General features: G+C 30.3%; 22 protein-coding genes. 17 read left to right on the forward strand and 5 right to left on the reverse strand.

Going from position 1 to position 19,932, the window contains the following annotated elements; translation table 11 throughout:
• Positions 1 to 3 precede the first annotated feature (3 nt).
• The 11 genes from NON08_RS08000 to NON08_RS08050 are packed head-to-tail and all read left to right on the forward strand — an operon-like array spanning position 4 to position 7,795.
• Positions 4 to 714 carry a class I SAM-dependent DNA methyltransferase gene (locus NON08_RS08000; protein WP_256690937.1) on the forward strand — a complete coding sequence of 237 codons (711 nt, stop codon included), beginning with the start codon at positions 4 to 6 and terminating at the stop codon, positions 712 to 714.
• A 49-nt stretch (positions 715 to 763) separates the two neighbouring features.
• Complete coding sequence (locus tag NON08_RS08005; protein WP_256691240.1) at positions 764 to 949, forward strand: AtpZ/AtpI family protein; 186 nt, start codon at positions 764 to 766, stop codon at positions 947 to 949.
• Positions 950 to 962: 13 nt separating this feature from the next.
• On the forward strand, positions 963 to 1,337 hold the full coding sequence (locus tag NON08_RS08010) for an ATP synthase subunit I (protein ID WP_256690938.1): 375 nt from the start codon (positions 963 to 965) through the stop codon (positions 1,335 to 1,337).
• Positions 1,338 to 1,360: 23 nt separating this feature from the next.
• Complete coding sequence (atpB, locus tag NON08_RS08015; protein ID WP_256690939.1) at positions 1,361 to 2,173, forward strand: F0F1 ATP synthase subunit A; 813 nt, start codon at positions 1,361 to 1,363, stop codon at positions 2,171 to 2,173.
• A 45-nt stretch (positions 2,174 to 2,218) separates the two neighbouring features.
• A complete protein-coding gene (atpE, locus tag NON08_RS08020) occupies positions 2,219 to 2,488 on the forward strand; it encodes an ATP synthase F0 subunit C (RefSeq protein WP_185874994.1) in 270 nt (89 codons plus the stop codon).
• A 47-nt stretch (positions 2,489 to 2,535) separates the two neighbouring features.
• Entirely contained in the window at positions 2,536 to 3,042 is a 507-nt protein-coding gene (gene atpF / locus NON08_RS08025) for a F0F1 ATP synthase subunit B (protein ID WP_051364176.1), read from the forward strand.
• Complete coding sequence (atpH, locus tag NON08_RS08030) at positions 3,039 to 3,560, forward strand: ATP synthase F1 subunit delta (protein ID WP_256690940.1); 522 nt, start codon at positions 3,039 to 3,041, stop codon at positions 3,558 to 3,560. The genes atpF and atpH overlap by 4 nt, the downstream gene beginning before the upstream one ends.
• A gap of 33 nt (positions 3,561 to 3,593) precedes the next feature.
• The gene (gene atpA / locus NON08_RS08035) at positions 3,594 to 5,096 is read left to right on the forward strand and encodes a F0F1 ATP synthase subunit alpha (RefSeq protein WP_256690941.1); all 1,503 of its coding nucleotides are present in this window, start codon (positions 3,594 to 3,596) and stop codon (positions 5,094 to 5,096) included.
• 14 nt (positions 5,097 to 5,110) lie between these two features.
• Positions 5,111 to 5,962, forward strand: a complete 852-nt coding sequence (atpG, locus tag NON08_RS08040; RefSeq protein WP_256690942.1) for an ATP synthase F1 subunit gamma — start codon at positions 5,111 to 5,113, stop codon at positions 5,960 to 5,962.
• Positions 5,963 to 5,981: 19 nt separating this feature from the next.
• Positions 5,982 to 7,385: a F0F1 ATP synthase subunit beta gene (gene atpD, locus NON08_RS08045; RefSeq protein WP_256690943.1), complete on the forward strand. Its 1,404-nt coding sequence runs from the start codon at positions 5,982 to 5,984 to the stop codon at positions 7,383 to 7,385.
• A 2-nt stretch (positions 7,386 to 7,387) separates the two neighbouring features.
• Positions 7,388 to 7,795 (forward strand): F0F1 ATP synthase subunit epsilon, encoded by a 408-nt coding sequence (locus NON08_RS08050; RefSeq protein ID WP_256690944.1) that lies wholly within the window; start codon positions 7,388 to 7,390, stop codon positions 7,793 to 7,795.
• Positions 7,796 to 7,818: 23 nt separating this feature from the next.
• On the opposite strand, the gene NON08_RS08055 is transcribed toward NON08_RS08050, so the two are convergent.
• Genes NON08_RS08055 through NON08_RS08075 form a run of 5 tightly spaced genes read right to left on the reverse strand, consistent with a single transcriptional unit; the run spans position 7,819 to position 14,448 of the window.
• Positions 7,819 to 9,159 (reverse strand): sensor histidine kinase, encoded by a 1,341-nt coding sequence (locus NON08_RS08055; RefSeq protein ID WP_256690945.1) that lies wholly within the window; start codon positions 9,157 to 9,159, stop codon positions 7,819 to 7,821.
• Entirely contained in the window at positions 9,140 to 9,796 is a 657-nt protein-coding gene (locus tag NON08_RS08060; protein ID WP_256690946.1) for a response regulator transcription factor, read from the reverse strand. The genes NON08_RS08055 and NON08_RS08060 overlap by 20 nt, the downstream gene beginning before the upstream one ends.
• 9 nt (positions 9,797 to 9,805) lie before the next feature.
• Entirely contained in the window at positions 9,806 to 11,125 is a 1,320-nt protein-coding gene (gene der / locus NON08_RS08065; RefSeq protein ID WP_256690947.1) for a ribosome biogenesis GTPase Der, read from the reverse strand.
• 2 nt (positions 11,126 to 11,127) lie between these two features.
• Positions 11,128 to 12,834: a YgiQ family radical SAM protein gene (locus NON08_RS08070; RefSeq protein WP_256690948.1), complete on the reverse strand. Its 1,707-nt coding sequence runs from the start codon at positions 12,832 to 12,834 to the stop codon at positions 11,128 to 11,130.
• A gap of 6 nt (positions 12,835 to 12,840) precedes the next feature.
• Positions 12,841 to 14,448, reverse strand: a complete 1,608-nt coding sequence (locus NON08_RS08075; protein ID WP_256690949.1) for a putative manganese-dependent inorganic diphosphatase — start codon at positions 14,446 to 14,448, stop codon at positions 12,841 to 12,843.
• A gap of 193 nt (positions 14,449 to 14,641) precedes the next feature.
• Here NON08_RS08075 and NON08_RS08080 point away from each other — a divergent pair, with 193 nt between their 5' ends.
• From NON08_RS08080 to NON08_RS08105, 6 genes are all read left to right on the forward strand, one after another.
• Positions 14,642 to 15,400 carry a TatD family hydrolase gene (locus NON08_RS08080; RefSeq protein WP_256690950.1) on the forward strand — a complete coding sequence of 253 codons (759 nt, stop codon included), beginning with the start codon at positions 14,642 to 14,644 and terminating at the stop codon, positions 15,398 to 15,400.
• Between the two features lie 9 nt (positions 15,401 to 15,409).
• Positions 15,410 to 15,784 (forward strand): holo-ACP synthase, encoded by a 375-nt coding sequence (gene acpS / locus NON08_RS08085; protein WP_256691241.1) that lies wholly within the window; start codon positions 15,410 to 15,412, stop codon positions 15,782 to 15,784.
• Positions 15,781 to 16,200, forward strand: a complete 420-nt coding sequence (locus tag NON08_RS08090; RefSeq protein WP_023051163.1) for an NAD(P)H-dependent oxidoreductase subunit E — start codon at positions 15,781 to 15,783, stop codon at positions 16,198 to 16,200. Before acpS ends, NON08_RS08090 begins: the two co-directional genes overlap by 4 nt.
• Before the next feature lie 19 nt (positions 16,201 to 16,219).
• Positions 16,220 to 17,324, forward strand: a protein-coding gene (gene prfB / locus NON08_RS08095; RefSeq protein ID WP_256690951.1) for a peptide chain release factor 2 whose coding sequence is annotated in 2 segments (ribosomal slippage) — positions 16,220 to 16,291 and positions 16,293 to 17,324 — 1,104 coding nt in all. Because the reading frame shifts where the segments join, the coding sequence is not laid out codon by codon here.
• Positions 17,325 to 17,397: 73 nt separating this feature from the next.
• Positions 17,398 to 18,906 (forward strand): glutamate--tRNA ligase, encoded by a 1,509-nt coding sequence (gltX, locus tag NON08_RS08100; protein WP_256690952.1) that lies wholly within the window; start codon positions 17,398 to 17,400, stop codon positions 18,904 to 18,906.
• A gap of 111 nt (positions 18,907 to 19,017) precedes the next feature.
• Positions 19,018 to 19,932, forward strand: coding sequence for a hypothetical protein (locus NON08_RS08105; RefSeq protein WP_256690953.1), 915 nt, complete (start codon positions 19,018 to 19,020; stop codon positions 19,930 to 19,932).

Raw genomic sequence — 19,932 nt, forward strand, 5'->3', positions numbered from 1 at the left:
ATGATGTATTATAAAAATTTTTCAAAAGTTTATGATAAATTTATGCAACATTGTGATTATGATCAATGGGCTGATTTAGTTAAAGAAAAGATAAAAGAGTCGGGAGTAGAAGGGAAAAAGTTATTAGATTTAGGTTGTGGTACAGGAGAAACTCTTTTAAGATTGAAAGATGATTTTGATTGCTCGGGATTAGATTTATCAGCAGATATGTTAACAATAGCTAATAAAAAACTAAAAAATAAGAATGTGAAGCTGTATTTAGGGGATATGAGAGAGTTTAATACAGGTGAAAACTATGACATAATAGTGTCACTTTTTGATACAGTGAACCATTTAACTTCATTAGAAGATTTAGATGATTTAATGAAGTGCATATACTCATCTTTGAATCCAGGAGGAATATATATATTTGATGTAATAAATAGAGAGTTTATAGATAATATGTTTCCTGGAGGAGTATATTATGATGATAGAAAGGATATGACTATTATTTGGGAACATTTTAGGGAAAATGAGCTAGATATTGTTGAAGCCGTATACTTTGTTAAAAATAGAGCAGGTCATTATGAAAAATTAAAAGAACTATATGAAAAGAGAATATTTGAAGAGTTCGAAATTAGAAAAATTGTTGAAAAAAATAATTTAAACTTGTTAAGTATTGGTAAAAATGATAGAATAGCAGGGGAAAGATTTTTTTACATGGTAAAAAAATAACTACTCTCTAAGGAAGTGAAAATTTATGATATTTTTTAATAAAGATTTTATGCATTATTTTTCACTATTAGGATTTCTAGGGTTTGTAATAATTGGAAATATAGGGATTTTTATTTTGATCTACAAATTAATAGAAAAATATTTTTTTAAAAGCACACCATTATTTATTTTTTTCGTTATAGTAGGTGTATTTAGTGCATTTTATAACGCTTATAAATTGATAATGAAAAAATAGGATTGAGTGATATATGGATGAGTTGAAAAAAATAATAAAACGTGGAATTATAACCGCATTAGTAGTTTTAATATACGGAGTGTTATCAGGAAACAAATATGTTTATATGGGAATGTTTTCAGGAGCAATTTTATCAGTAGTTGGGTTTTATATGATATGTCTTGACGCAAAAGCAAGTTTAGCTTCGAACTCTCCATTTAAAGTTGGAGTAATAGGATATTTAAAAAGATATTTTTTATACGGTATATTTTTAGCACTGGCTACAAAATTTTATGGTTTTCCAATGTTAGTTAGTGGAGTTATAGGATTACTAAATATTAAAATTAATATTTTAGCTATAACTTTATTTAACAATATAAAAAAGTTTAAATCTAAGTATTTAAAATAAACTATTGAAAGGAGGCGAAACTTATGAGAATAGGACCAATAGAGTTTATTACCCCACCATTGGTAGAGGGACCTGCAGTAATGTTTTATGTACCATTACCACATTTTTTACATCAAATTCCATTTTCTATGGAATATGCTGATGGAAAATTTGGATTACCAGTTACAATAACTGTAATAAGTACATGGTTCGTAATATTAGTGTTAACACTTCTATTTAAAATGGGAACAAAAAAATTAGAGATGATTCCAGGAAGAGCACAAGTTGCAGCTGAATCAGTTTACGATTTTCTACATGGTATTATTCATCAAATGTTAGGAGGATGGACAGCAAGGTATTTCACATATCTAGCTACATTATTTGTATTCATACTAGGATGTAACTTACTTATGTTTGCACCAATTCCTTGGGGAAGCTTCGAAAATGGAGTGTTTACTATAGCACCTGCATTTAGAGCTCCAACAGCAGATCTTAATACAACAGTTGGATTAGCATTATTAACTACAGCTACATTCTTAGGAACAAGCATCAAATTAAATGGTATACTAGGATATTTCAAAGGATTACTAGAGCCTATGCCATTTATGCTACCTATTAATATAGTTGGAGAATTAGCGAAGCCAACAAATATTTCTATACGTTTGTTTGGAAATATGTTTGCCGGAATGGTAATAATGGGGCTTATTTATAAAGCAGCACCTATGGTTATTCCAGCACCGTTACATCTTTATTTTGATATATTTAGTGGAGTAGTACAAAGTTTTGTATTCTTAATGCTAAGTATGGTATATATTCAAGGTTCATTAGGGGATGCAGAATGTCCCGATGATAAATAAAAACTAACAAGATTAAATTTTAAAATAACTAGGAGGTAAATGATTATGGATTTAATGTTAGCAAAAACTATAGTATTAGCAGCATCAGCAATAGGAGCAGGATGTGGAATGATCGCAGGTATAGGACCAGGAGTTGGACAAGGATACGCAGCTGGTAAAGCAGTTGAGGCAGTAGCTAGACAACCAGAAGCTAAAGGAGATATCATTTCTACAATGGTACTTGGACAAGCAGTATCTGAGTCAACAGGTATCTATTCATTAGTAATTGCACTAATCTTATTATATGCTAACCCATTCGTAGGAATGTTAGGATAATTTTTTTGTAAAATACATCAAATACTTTTAGGAAGGAGGTAGAAGACTTGGCACCAACAAATATGCCTGCAGTATCGATAGATATTAACATGTTTTGGCAAATAATAAACTTCTTCATTTTAGTGTTTATATTTAATAAATACTTTAAAGCTCCATTAATGAAGTTAATGGATACAAGAAAAGAGAAGATTGCAGCTGAATTCTCAGAAGCTCAAAAGAATAATGAGGATGCTGCATTAAAAAATAAAGAAGCTCAAAAAATATTAAAAGATGCTAAAGATGAAGCTACAAAAATAGTTCAATTAGCAGAGAAAAAAGCTGATGAAAGAAAAGAAATAATCATTTCTGAAGCAACAGTACAAAGAGACAAAATGCTTAAATCAGCAGAGCTAGAAATTCAAAAGATGAAACATGCAGCTAAGAAAGAGCTTGAGGTTGAAATGAACCAATTAGCAGTAACATTAGCTGAGAAGATAATAAAAGAGAATTTAAACTCTGATTTAGAAGCTGCCCTAGCTGACAAATTTATAGATGAGGTAGGGGGAGTAAAATGATAGGAAACCAAATTGGTAAAAGATATGCAGAAGCAATATATGAAGTTGCTGCGCAAAGAAATGAAGTTAAATCAATATATGACGTTTTAAACTCTACAATGGAGCTTTATAAAACAGATGTTGACTTTAGAAACTTTATAACTCATCCTCTAATTAAAGAGAGTGAAAAAAAAGAAACTTTAAAGAAAATTTTCTCAGATTCTAATGATGGAATAGAAATTCTTTTTTATATTTTAGAAAAAGGAAGAATTGCACAAATTAGAGAGATCGTAGCAGAATATGTTAAGTTAGATTATGCAAAAAATCAGATTTTAGATGTGGAAGCTACATTTGCTGTTGCACTAAGTGAAGAGCAAAAAGAGAAACTTTCTAAAAATCTTGAAAAGAAAACAGGTAAAAAGATAAAGCTAGTAGTTAATGTAGATAAATCTCTAATAGGTGGAGGAATTATCAAAATAGGTGATGAGGTAACGGATGGAAGTATCCGTAGACAATTAGAAACTCTAACACAGAAATAAAAAACTACTTGTAAAATTAGGAGGTGTAATCAGTTGAAAATCAGACCAGAAGAAGTAAGTAATATAATCAAAACTGAGATCGAGAATTACAAAAAGAGTCTTGATGTCAAAACTTCAGGTTCTGTATTAGAAGTAGGAGACGGTATCGCTAGAATCTACGGATTAAGCAGTGCAAAAGCGGGAGAGCTTTTAGAGTTTCCTAACGGAATAACAGGAATGGTTCTAAACCTAGAAGAGGATAACGTTGGAGCAGTTATACTAGGGGACTATACAAAGATTAAAGAGGGAGACGAGGTTAAGGCTACAGGAAGAATTGCCTCAGTTCCAGCTGGAGAATCTTTATTAGGAAGAGTAGTTAACGCTTTAGGAGAGCCAATTGATGGAAAAGGTGAAATCAAGTTTGAGAAATACATGGAGATAGAAAGAAAAGCTTCTGGTATTATCTCAAGAAAACCAGTATCTGAGCCTTTACAAACAGGAATCAAGTCAATAGACGGAATGGTACCTATTGGTAGAGGACAAAGAGAGCTTATTATCGGAGATAGACAAACTGGTAAAACAGCAGTTGCTATTGACGCAATATTAAATCAAAAAAATACAGGAGTAAAATGTATCTATGTTGCAATTGGACAAAAGAGATCAACAGTTGCACAGATCGTTAAGAGATTAGAAGATGCAGGAGCTATGGAATATACAATAGTTGTTGCTGCAACAGCTTCTGAGTCAGCTCCTTTACAATATTTAGCACCATACTCAGGTGTATCTATGGGAGAATACTTCATGGATAAAGGAGAAGCAGTTTTAATAGTATATGATGATTTATCTAAGCATGCGGTAGCATATAGAGAAATGTCTCTATTATTAAAAAGACCACCTGGAAGAGAAGCTTATCCAGGAGACGTATTCTATCTTCACTCAAGATTACTTGAGAGAGCTGCAAAGTTATCTGATGAATTAGGTGGAGGATCAATAACTGCTCTACCAATAATCGAGACTCAAGCAGGAGACGTATCAGCGTATATCCCAACAAATGTTATTTCGATAACAGATGGACAGATATTCCTTGATGCACAACTATTCAACTCTGGATTTAGACCAGCAATCAATGCCGGAATATCTGTATCAAGAGTTGGAGGATCTGCACAAATTAAAGCTATGAAACAAGTTGCTGCTAAAGTTAAGTTAGAATTAGCTCAATATACTGAGTTATTAACATTTGCACAATTTGGATCAGATTTAGATAAAGCTACAAAAGCTCAACTAGAAAGAGGACATAGAATTATGGAAGTTTTAAAACAGCCACAATATAGTCCTTACCCAGTTGAAGAGCAAGTTGTATCATTCTATACTGTAATCAATGGATTCTTAGATGATATTGCTATTGCAGATGTAAGAAGATTTGAAAAAGAGTTAATTACTGAAATGAGAAATACAACAACTATTTTAGATGAAATCGTTGAGAAAAAGAGCTTAGATAAGGAGCTTGAAGCTAAAATAGTAGAAGCTATATTAGCATTTAAAAAGAATTTTAATTAAAGAGAGGTGGGAAAATGGCTGGAACTAGAGAGATAAAAAACAGAATAAAAAGTGTTCAGTCTACTCACCAAATTACAAAGGCCATGGAAATAGTTTCCACTACTAAATTTAAAAAGTTTTCAACAATAGTAGCTCAATCAAAACCTTATTCAGAAAGTATAGCTAAAATATTACAAAATATTGCAGCAGGTGTTAAAAGTGAAAAACACCCACTTTTTGATGGAAGAGATGATGTAAAAAAAGTAGGAGTTATTGTTATGTGTTCTGATAGAGGACTAGCAGGAAGTTTTAACAGTAACACTCTTAAAGCATTAGAGAGATTAATTGCTGAAAATAGTGGAAAAGAGGTCTCTGTAATCGCAGTTGGAAAGAAAGCTAAAGAATACTGTGCTAAGAGAAATTACGATGTAAAAGCTGAATATATACAACTTATCCCTGAAACTATGTATGACAAAGCGAAAGAGATTAGTGAAAATATTGTTGAATATTACTATAATCACATTTTTGATGAGGTATATGTAATATATAATAAATTTATATCAGCTTTAGTAAGTGATCTAACAGTAAGTAAATTAATTCCTATAGAAAGAGCTGAGGGAAGTGAGAATAAAGCTTATATATTTGAGCCTTCTCCAGAAGAGATTTTATCATCTCTATTACCAAAGTATCTAAATATAGAATTATATAAAGCTTTACTAGATAATACTGCAAGTGAGCATTCTGCGAGAAAAAATGCAATGAAAAGTGCAACGGATAACGCTGAAGATATGATAAAGGGATTAACTTTAGAGTATAATAGAAGAAGACAAGCATCAATAACTCAAGAAATATCAGAGATTGTTGGTGGAGCAGCAGCGTTAAATTAAGAATAATGAGGAGGCAATAGTGGAAAACAAAGGTACCCTTACCCAAATAATAGGTCCTGTTGTAGACGTTATGTTCAATGATAGATTGCCTGAAATTTACAACGCTTTAAAAGTAAAAGGTGAAGATGGAAAAGAGTTAGTTCTTGAGGTTCAACAACACCTAGGAAATAACGTTGTAAGAACAGTAGCAATGGACGCTACTGAGGGTCTACAAAGAGGAATGGAAGTAATAGATACAGGATCAGCTATAACAGTTCCAGTAGGAAAAGCTGTTTTAGGAAGAATTCTAAATGTTTTAGGAGAGCCAGTTGACGAAGCTGGACCAGTAACAACAGAGGAGCATTTACCTATACATAGAGAAGCTCCAAACTTTGATGAGCAAGGAACAGAAGTAGAAATATTCGAAACTGGAATTAAGGTAATTGACCTTCTTGCACCTTATATCAAAGGTGGAAAAATAGGTCTATTTGGAGGAGCTGGAGTAGGAAAGACAGTTCTTATAATGGAGCTTATCAACAACATCGCTAAAGGACACGGAGGATTGTCTGTATTCGCAGGTGTTGGAGAAAGAACAAGAGAAGGAAGAGACTTGTATGATGAGATGACAGAATCAGGAGTTATTTCTAAGACATCTCTAGTATATGGACAGATGAATGAGCCGCCTGGAGCAAGATTAAGAGTTGCTCTTACTGGACTAACAGTAGCGGAAAACTTTAGAGATAAAGAGGGACAAGACGTTCTTCTATTCATAGATAACATATTCAGATTTACTCAGGCTGGAGCAGAAGTTTCTGCCCTATTAGGAAGAATACCTTCAGCAGTTGGATACCAACCAACACTAGCTTCAGAAATGGGTAAATTACAAGAGAGAATTACATCAACTAAGTCAGGATCAATAACGTCAGTTCAAGCAGTTTATGTACCAGCAGATGACCTTACTGACCCAGCACCAGCGACTACATTCGCTCACTTAGATGCTACAACAGTTCTTTCAAGAAGAATTGCATCTCTAGGAATATATCCAGCAGTTGACCCTCTAGATTCAACTTCAAAAGCGTTAGATCCAACAATAGTTGGAAACGAACACTATGCAGTTGCTAGACAGGTTCAAGAGATATTACAAAGATATAAAGAACTTCAAGATATCATTGCAATCTTAGGAATGGATGAGTTATCTGACGAAGATAAACAGACAGTTTCTAGAGCAAGAAAAATCGAGAGATTCTTCTCACAACCATTCTCAGTTGCTGAGCAATTTACAGGAATGGAAGGGAAATATGTTCCAGTAAAAGAGACAATAAGAGCTTTCAAAGAGATTATCGAAGGTAAGCACGATGCTCTTCCAGAACAAGCATTCCTTTATGTTGGAACAATTGAGGAGGCAATAGCTAAGGGAAGAGACCTTATGAAGGGAGCTGAGTAATTATGGCAAACTCTTTTAAGCTAGAGCTAGTAACTCCGTTAGCAAAGATATTATCTGAAGAGGTAAACTTTGTTATGCTAAGAACGACAGAGGGAGATATGGGTATATTACCTAATCACTCACCTTTTGTTGCTGGATTAGCTACTGGAGAAATGAAGGTTAGAAATAATGGGCAAGAAAAATTTTACTATGTATCAGGTGGATTTGTTGAAATCTCTGATAATATTGTAACAATTTTAGCAGATGAAGCTATGGATGTTAAAGATATAGATTTAGAAGCTGCTAGAAGAGAAGCTCAAATTGCTAAAGAAAAATTAGAAAAAATAGCTGAAGATATTGATATTGCTAATGTGCAAAAATCATTAACTCAAGCTTTAACTAAGGTTAAATTAGCAGAAAAAATGTTATAACAAATCAAAAACCGATTAGATTTCTAATCGGTTTTTTTTATTAAAATTTTAAATATAAAATAATTATTTTTAATGTCTAAAGTAAAATGTAGATTATGCAGTTCAAGAATTCTTTTAACTAAAGATAATCCTAACCCACTACCTTCAACATTTTCATTTAGTGCATTTTCACCTCTTTGAAAAGGTTCGAAAAGTTCGTTGAAATTTTTTGTAATTGTTTTAGTTGTAAGGTTTTTAAAAATAAGTAGATTATTTTTTAAAGATATGTCTACTGTAGAATCTTCAGGAGAATATTTTAACATATTTTGAACTAGATTATTTATAGCAATTTTAAGTAAGTTATAATCACCTAAAATATATGAAGTTGAAATATTTGTTACAACATTAATATTTTTTTCAAATTCAATATAATCGAACTGTTCTAAAGATATTTCTATTAAACTACTTATATCAATTTCTTGAGATAATATTTTATAATCAGGAGAATTTATTTTAGAAAGAGTTAATAAACTTTCGGTCAGAGATCTCATTTCTAAAGATTTATCTAGCATAGTTTTATAATATTCTTTTCTTTTATCTATAGGAACAGTATCTCTAGCTAGTGCTTGAGAATATAGACATAAAACTGATATTGGAGTTTTCAACTCATGTGAAGCATTGGAAACAAAAAGTTTTAAATTTTCAATAGCAAAAGCTAATTCTTTAGACATTTCATTTAAACTAGTAGCTAATTCTTCTAATTCATCACCACTATTTAATGAAATCTTATCAGGGTATTCTAGTTTTGCTATTTTTTTTGCACTATTTTTTAAATACATAATATTTTTATTTATTTTTTTAGAAAATAGGGATACTAAAAGTCCACCAATAAATAAAGAGAAAAAAGCAGTGAAAATATTAAAAATAAAAATATCATGGATATGTTTTGCAATAACTGCCATAGAACTCCTAATACTTAACATATAACCGTTATTCAATTTTTCATAATAACGAATAAACATAACTCCAGAAGTGCCATCAATTTCTCCTATTTTAAATGTAGAATCATTAATCTTTAAAGAATTATATATTTTTTTTGTACTGTTCATATGGGGTCGAAGATTTAAATCTATTTTTACTCCAAAATTATCTTCTGCAAAATATATATAATTTTTAAGTTCATCTTTATTATCCATTAATTTAACAATATTATTTCTAATTTCAATAATGCTTTGCTTTTTTCGATAAATATAAAATTTATCTAAAAAAAATGAATTAAATATAAAACTTGTTATTATAGTTAAAAAAACTATCCCTATAGTTAATAGGAATAGTTTTTTAAAGAAGTTTAGTTTTATTGGAAAATTAATCTGTTTTAAAGACATAACCAACCCCTCGTACACTTTTAATATAATTATCATAAATTCCGAGTTTTTTTCGTAATCTTTTAACAATAGTATCTACTGCTCTTTCATCGCCAAAAAATTCAAATCCCCAAACTTCATTAAGTAAAGTTTCACGAGAAAATATAATATTTTGGTTTCTTAAAAAAAACTCTAAAAGTTGTGCCTCTCTTCGAGGAAGAATATTACTTTCGTCAGGAGTATCTAATTTGAATGTATTAAAATCAAATATAATATCTCCAACTTTAAAAAATGTATCGTTATTAAGTTTAAAAATTTTTTTTAACTTAATAATAAGAAGTTTAGGAGTAAATGGTTTTGTAATATAGTCATCGGCTCCTAGCTCAAGACCTTTAATCTCATCAAATTCACTATCTCTAGCAGTAACCATTATTATAGGAATATGTGATAATGTTTTTAATTTTTTACAAACCTCCCAACCATTTAAGCCTGGGAGATTTATATCTAATAATATAAGATCTGGTTTTTCTTTATAAAAGCAATCAATTGCTTCATCTCCTCTATAAGTTACAACTGTTTCAAAACCCTCATTTTTTAATGAGTCTGAAATAACTGTAGCAAGAGATTTTTCATCTTCAACAATAAGAATCTTCTTCATTTTAAAACCTTAGCTATTTTTATGTTCAAAAATAACGTCAATAGGAGTACCTTCAAATCCAAAAGATTCTCTTAATTTGTTCTCAATATATCTACCATAAGAGAAGTGAACTAACTCTGGATAATTACAGAAAAGAACAAATCTTGGAGGAGCAGTAGAAATTTGTGTAGCATAATTAATCTTAACAACTCTTCCTTTTCTTGTAGGTGGATTATTCATAATTATAGCTTCGCTGATAACTGTATTTAGTAATCCTGTTGAGATTCTTTTATTGTATTCAGCAAACACAGCTTCTGCGTGTTCTAGTAATTTAGTAGTTCTTTGTCCTGTTAAAGCTGATACAAATTCAATAGGAGCATAAGATAGGAATGGTAATTCAGCATAAAGTTCCTCTCTCATTTTTTTCATTGTATCATTTTTCTTATCAGGAATAGTATCCCATTTATTTATAACAATAATAATTGGTTTCTTTTCTTCATAAGCAATACCAGCGATTCTCTTATCTTGTTCAGTAAGTCCTTCACTTCCATCAATCATCCAAATACATACATCAGCTCTTTTTATAGTTTTGATAGCTCTTAAAACAGAGTAGTACTCTAAACTTTCTTCAACTTTAGATTTTCTTCTGATACCAGCAGTATCTATAAGGATATATCTGTTGCCATCAAATTCAATAGCTGTATCAATAGCATCTCTAGTAGTACCAGCTATGTTACTAACGATAGTTCTTTCTTCTCCTGATAATCTATTAACAAGAGATGATTTTCCAGCATTTGGTCTACCGATAATAGCTAATTTAAGACCTTCCTCCTCTTCGTACTCTTCAACTGTTTGGTCAATAATATTAACAACTAAATCTAACATATCTCCAAGGTTTACTTTATGCTCTCCTGAAATAGGAATTAAATGCTCAAATCCTAATCCCCAGAAATCATAAACATCATCTTGCTGAGCTTGGAAATTATCAATTTTATTAACACAAAGGATAACAGGTTTTTTCTTTTTTCTTAAAAGATAAGCAATCTCTTCGTCTAATGGATTTAAACCATTTTTTCCATCTACAACGAATAAAATAACGTCGGCCTCATTCATAGCAACTTCAGCTTGCTGTTTTATTTTAGTCATCATAAAATCATTATTTCTAGGCTCAAGTCCTCCAGTATCAACTAGAACAAACTCTTTTCCAGCCCACTCAGTTTCTCTATATAATCTATCTCTTGTAACTCCTGGTTGGTCATCAACGATAGCTACTCTATCTCCAACCAATTTATTAAATAGTGTTGATTTTCCAACATTTGGTCTTCCAACGATTGCAACAATAGGTTTCAATTTTAATACCTCCTAGTTTTATTTGTTTGAGTGATAATATCTTTTTGTTTTTGTTTTTTACCGTTATCCTTTTCAACAAATATTTTTTTATTGTTAAGTGGATTCATTTCAGTATAATACATAAGTGTAGAATAAGTTGATGGAGTAGGAGTAAAAATTTGTACCTGCTCTGGACTTATTTTTAGTTCAGAGGATGCGAATCTTTTTAAATCTAACATATCTTTTTCGTTACACCCAGGATGAGCAGCAATTAAATAGTAAGTTAAAAATTGTTTCTTATCGTGTTTTTTATTAAGTTCATAGAAACGATTTTTAAATTCTTTTAAAATACTTTTTCCTTGTTTACCCATAAGAGAAAGAATTTTATCCTCTGTATGCTCAGGAGCAATTTTCATCTGTCCTGAAATATGGTCTTTGATAAGTTCTTCAAGATATCTATCACCAGATTTATTATCATCTAAAATCATATCATATCTAATTCCAGATGCAATAAATATTTTTTTAATTTTATCTATTGATTTTAACTTTTTCAAAAGAGAAATTTGTCTAGAATGATCAAGTTTTAAAGCAGGGCAAGTTTCAGGGTAAAGACATCTTTTGTGAGAACAAGCTCCATGATTTAATTTCTTAGTACATTCAAGACCATACATATTAGCTGTAGGGCCACCTACATCCGATATATTTCCTTTAAATCCTTTTGAATTAGCTATATTTGTAACTTCTTTAACTATAGAGTCTTCACTTCTAGAAATAACTGTTCTTCCTTGATGAACAGCAATTGCGCAGAAATTACATTCACCATAACATCCTCTATGTGTAGTAACAGAGTGTTTTATAGTGTCTAATGCTTTAACATGTCCATCTTTTTTATAATAAGGGTGGACATCTCTTTCAAAATCTAACCCATAAATATCGTCCATCTCTTGAGAAGTAAAATTTTCACAAGGAGGATTTTGAATAAAATATCTATCAGCATTTTTTTGATAAATTCCCTTAGCAGTTATAGGATCACAATTATGATAGAAAAGTTCGAAAGCTTTTATAAAGTTTTCTTTTTTTTCAACACATTCTTCAAAACTTGGAAGAGCTAAATATCCTTCTTTAGGTTCTTTAGAAATGTAACCTATACCTCTAATATTTTTCCAATCTGTTTTATTTTTTAATGCATTAGCTAATTCAAGCATAGACTTCTCTCCCATACCATATGAAAGAATGTCAGCTTTAGCATCAAAAATAATCGGACGTCTTAATGAGTTACTCCAGTAATCATAATGAACGACTCTTCTAAGACTAGCCTCTATTCCCCCTAATACAATGGGAACAGGACTATTTTTAAAGAAACGACGAATTAGATTTGTATACTGAATAGTAGCTCTGTCAGGTCTTTTATTATTAATTCCACCTGGAGTAAAATCGTCACTTTTTCTTCTTTTTTTTACAGCAGTATAGTTAGCAACCATTGAATCTACACAACCAGCAGAAACTGCCCAATATAAATTGGGAGTTCCTAATCTAGTTATATCTTTATCAGAATTAATATCTGGTTGAGCAATTACTCCTACTTTAAAACCATGCTTAACTAACCATTTACCAATAATAGCAGTACCGTTATAAGAAGTATCTAAATAGGTATCCCCAGATATAAGTATTATATCTAAAGAGTCCCAACCTAATTTTTTAACCTCTTCCATTGTAGTAGGTAGAAACATTTAAAATCACACTCCTTGAGAAGCAGCCATTAAGAAAGGAACAACTTGTTTCTTTCTAGATACAACACCATCAACCCATGCCGTATTATTGTTTAAAGTTGTATGGAATCCTCTTTCAACAAGTGTTGGTTCACCAACAACAAGTAGCATAGATCCAGCTTTAACGATATCTGTAATAACTAATACAGATAATTGATAATCATTTTTAGCATTTGTTTCAGCCATTGCTTTTTCAAGAGAAGCTTGTTGATCTAGAACACCTTTAACATCAACAGTATTAACTTGAGAAATAGCTAATTTTACACCATTCATAGAAAACTCTTTTTGATCCATAGTTAAAATCTCTTCAGGAGTTTTATCAGAAAGAGATGTACCAGCAATAAGCATATCCATACCGAAAGCCTCATAGTTTTCTATACCAGATATAGCAGCTAGTTCTTTTACAACTTGAACATCTTTTTCTGTACAAGTAGGTGATTTAAATAAAAGTGTATCTGATAGAATAGCACTCATCATTAATCCAGCAATCTCTTTAGGAGGAACTAGACCAGCTTCTTTATATAATCCATAAATAATTGTACAAGTACATCCAACTGTTTCAGCATTTATTTTAACAGGTTCGTTTGTTTCAAAGTTTCCGAACTTGTGGTGATCAACAACTTGAATTATTTTGGCATCCTTTAAACCAGCAACTGATTGAGCAGCTTCATTGTGGTCAACTAAAACAACATTTTTTCTAGTAAAGTTAATTAAGTTTTTTGTTCTTATAGTACCATAAACTTCTCCATTTTTATCAACAACTGGGAAGTTTGTTTGTGTAGATTCTTTCATAATATCTTTAATATCAATTAAATAATCATCTGTAGAGAAAGAATAAAACTTGTCGTGATTCATAATAGATAATATTGATACTGATTGCGATATTAGTGGAATAGCTTTAAATAGAGATTTATTAACCCTTAAAATAGGAGTTTTAGAATCTCTAGGTAAAATAACATCATCTTTATCGCAACAAAGAATAATCATATTAACACCTAAATCAATTAAATCATCAATAGAATCAAGTAAAGTTGTAGTAATAACAATATCACCAGCAGCAATATTTCTATACTCGCTTACTCCTTTTAAACTAGCTTCTATTTTACCAGAAGGATATTCTCCACTGATAACTTCTCCCTCTAAAACATCTTTTAAATTTTCATAAGTTGTATAGTATTTAGAAAATAATTCAGAATAATCAATGTTTAAGTAAGCATTAGCAATATCTGAAACATGAATCATTCCTCTTAGATGATTTTTGCTATTAACAACAGGTAAACTAGAGAAGTTTTCTTCAGTCATTATTTCTAGAGCTCTTTTTAATGAATCTTTATGATTAATAGTTTTCTTTTCAACACGAGTTAAATCTGATATTTGAGCACTTACTGTTGAAAGTAGTTTTGGTGCATCTATATTAAAGCTTTTTAAAACAAATTCAGTTTCCTTACTAATGTTTCCTAATCTACAAGCTTGAGCAGATTCTCCTTTTAATTCTTTTAATCTAGCTAATGAGATAGCTGAGCAGATTGAATCTGTATCTGGATTTCTGTGTCCAAAAATTAAAATTGGTTCCATGTAAAATACTCTCCTTTTTCTTTATAAGTCTATTTGTTATTTTATCATTTTTTTGAAAATAGAACAACAAAATCTTTACTTTTCTTATAAAAAAACATAAATATTAAATAGAGTGTAGTAGAATCTGGAAAATATACTGTTATTGTGATAAAATATATTAAAAGTTTTTTGAAAATTCAAAAGAGGTGAAGTTATGAAATTAGTGGATACACATTGTCATTTAGACAATGAAAAATTCGATGAAGATAGATTAGAAGTAATAGAAAGAATAAAAGAAAATTTAGAGTTTTGTGTAAATATAGGATATGACTTAGCTAGTTCTAAAAAAAGCTTAGAGTTAGCCAAAGAATATGATTTTATATATGCTGTAATAGGAGTTCATCCAATTGATATAGCTGAGTATAGTGAAGAGGTTGAAAAAGAACTTGAACTCCTAGGAAAAAATCCAAAGGTTGTAGCCATTGGTGAGATAGGATTAGATTATCATTGGATGACAGAACCTAAAGAGGTTCAACAAGAGAGATTCAAAAAACAACTAGAGCTTGCAGAAAGATTAAATAAACCAGTTGTTATTCATACAAGAGATGCTATGGAAGATACTGTTAACATTTTAAAAGAGTATCCAAATATAACTGGAGTTATTCACTGTTATCCAGGGTCTTTAGAAACAGCAAAGCAATTGGTTGATAGATTTTACTTAGGAATTGGTGGAACTTTAACTTTTAAAAATAGCAAAAAAGCAGTTGAAGTTGTAAAAGATATTCCTTTAGATAGGATAGTTATTGAAACTGATTGTCCATATTTAACTCCAGAACCTTTCAGAGGAAAAAGAAATGAACCTATTTACGTTGAATATGTAGCAAAGAAAATAGCTGAAATAAAAGAGATTAGTGTTGAAGATGTTACAAAAATAACTACAGAAAACGCTAAGAAGCTATATAGAATAGGTTAGAATATGGCTATGAAATTTATAGGAATAGGAAATGATATTGTAGAAATAGAAAGAATATCAAAAGCTATTGGAAAAAATGGTTTTAAAGAGAGAGTCTTTACATCAAAGGAGATAGCCCAAATACAGGAAAAAGGAGATAAAGCAGAAAGTTATGCAGGAAGATTTTCGGCTAAAGAAGCTATATCTAAAGCTTTAGGAACTGGAGTAAGAGGATTTAATCTTGTAGATATAGAGATTTTAAATAACTCTTTAGGAAAACCTGAGGTAATTTTAAAAGGTAATTTAGAAAATAAAAATGATAGATTTATAGTGGATATATCAATATCTCATTGTAAAGAGTATGCAACAGCTGTTGCGATAATAATGGAAAGAGAGGTAAAATGAAAGAGTTTTATCAAGAATTAGATAATTATATAGAAAATTTAGAAGATAAAAAAAATGATTATAAGGTTTTATCTTTTGTTGTAGATGAGTTAGGATATTTACCAGATGAAGTTTTGAATTATATAGCTAAAAAAATGGATATTTTTCCATTTTCATTAGAAAGTACAATAAAATTTTATCCTAAGTTACAAAAGGCAAGAACTAAAAACTATGTTCAAATTTGTACAGGAAGAAATTGTATTCAACCTGGTTTAAAAGAGAAACTAGCAGAATTAAAATCAGAAGTTGATTTTCCAATAGAGGAGAGACACTGTTTAGGAAGATGTGGAAAGGGTAGTGCTCTAAAGATTAATGAGGAGTATTATTCGTATAAAACATTAGAAGAATTAGAAAAATTATTATTAAATTTAAAGTAAATATTAGGAGGAGTTTTTAATGGATATTTTAGAATTAAAAAGAGAATATAACCAGTTTAAAAATCAAATAGATGCCATAAGGGGGTCTCTTTGACTTAGATGGTAGAAGAGAAAAAATTGCCACTTTGGAGAAAAAAACACTAGAGGATGGGTTTTGGAATGATAAACTCACTAGTGGAAAAATAATAAAAGAGATGAATGAAGAAAAAGATATTGTAAAAGAGTTTGAATCTATAGAGAATATGTTTTTTGATGAGGAAGTTTTAATAGACTTTGTTTCTATGGGAGAAGATGACTTCGCTGATGAGTTAGAGGAAAAACATAATAAACTTATGCATATGATTGATAACTTTGATACTAAGATGCTTTTAGATGGAGAGTATGATAGCAATAACGCTATAGTTACAATTCACTCAGGAGCAGGAGGAACAGAGGCTTGTGATTGGGCTGATATGCTTTATAGAATGTATATGAGATGGTTCAATACTAGAGGCTTTAAAGTTACAGAGATGGATTATATGGCGGGAGATTCTGTTGGAATAAAATCAATTACTCTTTTAGTTGAAGGAACAAGAGCATACGGATATTTAAAAGGAGAAAAGGGAGTTCATAGACTTGTAAGAATATCACCTTTTGATGCTAATAAAAAAAGACATACATCATTTGCATCTGTTGATATAATGCCAGAGGTTGATGATACAGTGGAAATAACAATAGATTCTGGAGATTTAAGAATAGATACATATAGAGCTTCAGGAGCTGGAGGTCAGCACGTAAATATGACTGACTCAGCAGTTAGAATAACTCATATTCCAACGGGAGTAGTTGTAACTTGTCAAAGAGAAAGATCTCAGCTAAGTAATAGAGAGACAGCTATGAAACTTTTAAAATCAAAACTTTTAGAGCTTGAGATGAAGAAAAAAGAGGAAGAATTGAAAAAAATTCAAGGAGAACAAAGTGATATAGGTTGGGGAAATCAAATTAGATCATACGTATTTCAACCTTATACAATGGTGAAGGATCATAGAACAGGAGTAGAGTCAGGAAATATAAGAGCTGTTATGGATGGAGACATTGACGACTTTATAAATGGATACCTGAGATGGTCAAAAAATAAAAACTAGTAAGTAATCTTGAAATTATTATCTATATGGATTATAATATAGGGTACAAATTACAAAAAAGGGAGAGATTATAATGGAAAGAAGAGTAAGAACAAGAATCGCGCCTTCTCCAACAGGAGATCCACACGTAGGAACAGCTTACATTGCGTTATTCAACTTAGCTTTTGCTTATAAAAATGGTGGAGACTTTATATTAAGAATAGAGGATACTGACCAAAATAGATACACAGAAGGATCAGAGCAAATGATATTCGATGCTTTAAAATGGCTAGGATTAGATTATGCAGAGGGTCCAGATGTAGGAGGGCCAGTAGGACCTTATAGACAGTCAGAGAGATTCCACTTATATGGAGAGTACGCACATAAATTAGTTGAAAAAGGTGAAGCATATTACTGCTTCTGTACTCAGGATAGATTAGAAAAGTTAAGAGAAAGACAAAAAGCTATGGGAAAAGCTCCTGGATATGATGGTCATTGTAGATCTCTTTCTAAAGAGGAAATTGAGGCTAAGTTAGCAGCTGGTGAAGAGTATGTAATCAGACTTAAAATGCCTTATGAGGGAGAAACAATAATAAAAGATAGACTAAGAGGAGATATCGTTTTTGAAAATAATAAAATAGATGATCAAGTTTTATTAAAAGGCGATGGATTCCCAACTTATCACTTAGCAAATGTTGTAGATGATTACTTAATGAATATTACTCACGTAATTAGAGCTGAAGAATGGATTGCATCTACACCAAAACATATTCAATTATATAAAGCATTTGGATGGCAAGAGCCAGAATTTATACATATGCCACTTCTTAGAAACTCTGATAGAACAAAGATATCTAAGAGAAAAAATCCAGTATCGCTAAACTGGTATAGAGAAGAAGGATACTTAAAAGAGGGTATCGTAAACTTCTTAGGACTAATGGGATATTCATTTGGAGAAAATAAAGAGATATTTACTCTTCAAGAATTTAAAGATAACTTTGATATAGATAAGGTATCTTTAGGAGGACCAGTATTTGATTTAGTTAAATTAGGTTGGGTAAATAATCAACATATGAGAATGAAAGATTTAAAAGAGTTAACAGAGTTAGCTGTTCCGTTCTTTAGAAGTGCTGGATTAATTGGTGAAGAATTAACAGAAAAAGAGTTTGATACGTTATCTAGAGTAGTTGATATTTTAAGAGAAGGAGCTCAAACTATAAAGGAAATTGTAGAACAATCAGAAGTTTACTTTAAAGATGAGTATACTTTACCAGTTGTAACTGAAGAAACAGATAAAAAAGAAGTAAAAGGAATAGAAAGACTTTATACAGTTATTCAAGATGAGGCTGGAAAGAGATCAATAAACTTATTCCAAGAGAAAATAGCAGCATGCGATGAGGCTATTTCTATAGATAGAGCTAAAGAATTATTAAAAGAGACTCTTGATGAAGTAGGAGAGGGACCAGGAAAAGTTTACATGCCTTTAAGAGCAGTATTAACTGGACTTCCAAAAGGAGCAGATCTTTATAACTTAGTTTCTATTATAGGTAGAGATAGAACTTTAGCTAGAATAGAAAGAATGAAAAAATTATATAATATTTAATAATAGAGTGGAGTTTAAAAGCTCCACTTTTTTTAGCTTAAAATAAAAGAAAAAACAAAAAATAAAGTAATTAAGAATATAAAAAATATAAAAAATATTAAGGAGGGCATTATGAAAAATCATATTTTACTGGGAAAGTTATTAATGAATGCCTTTAAAATACTAGGAAAAGCACAAAAAGAAATAGAGATAGAGTTAAATAAATTTAAATTTTCAGAAGAAATAGTAAAAGACTTTAAAAATCTAAATTTTAAAGAGTCATTTAAGAAGAATTTTTTTACATTATTAATAATATCTCTCCTTATAGAAAGTAAAGTGTCTAAAAAATATATTATAAGTTATACTAAAATTATAATATATTTAAGACAAATTGTTACTTCTACAGATAATATTTTAGACAATGAAAACAAAGGCCTAATTTTTATAAAAAAATTAAAAAATAATATTGTTTCTAATAGTTTAGTGATGTTAATGTGTCAAAACCTTTTAACAAAAGAGTGTTTAGAAATTACTAAAGGAAATGATGAAGCAGTAAAAAAAATATTTGAAAAAATATATATAATTGCTATAAGTGAGAGTTTAAGAGATAAATCACAATATAAAGAATATCCAAAAGATAAATATATTTTAGAAGAGATACATAGTGGTATAGGAGGTGAACTTTTAAAAATAAGTTTAGAAATTCCATTAATTGTTGAAGAAAATTTAAAATTAAAAGAATTTTCAAAAGGCATATATGAAATAGGAATGTCTTTACAGGCTTTAGATGATTTTTTTGATATTGATGAAGATGAGGAAAGTGGTAAGATAAATCTTTTAAAAGCGGAGTTGGTATATAAAAAAATAGAAAAAAAAGATGAAGAGATAAAAGAAGAATACTTAAAAAAAGTTTCATCTAATGCTTATAATGGGTTTAAAATTTTAGAAAATAATGATTTTCCGATAAATCAAAAAGAAGCAAAGAAAGTATTAAAGAAATTATTTGAATTGAGAGGATTAAAAGAATATACATATATCTTAGACTAA

This window comes from Cetobacterium sp. NK01 (genome assembly GCF_024506395.1).
Lineage (GTDB): Bacteria > Fusobacteriota > Fusobacteriia > Fusobacteriales > Fusobacteriaceae > Cetobacterium_A > Cetobacterium_A somerae_A.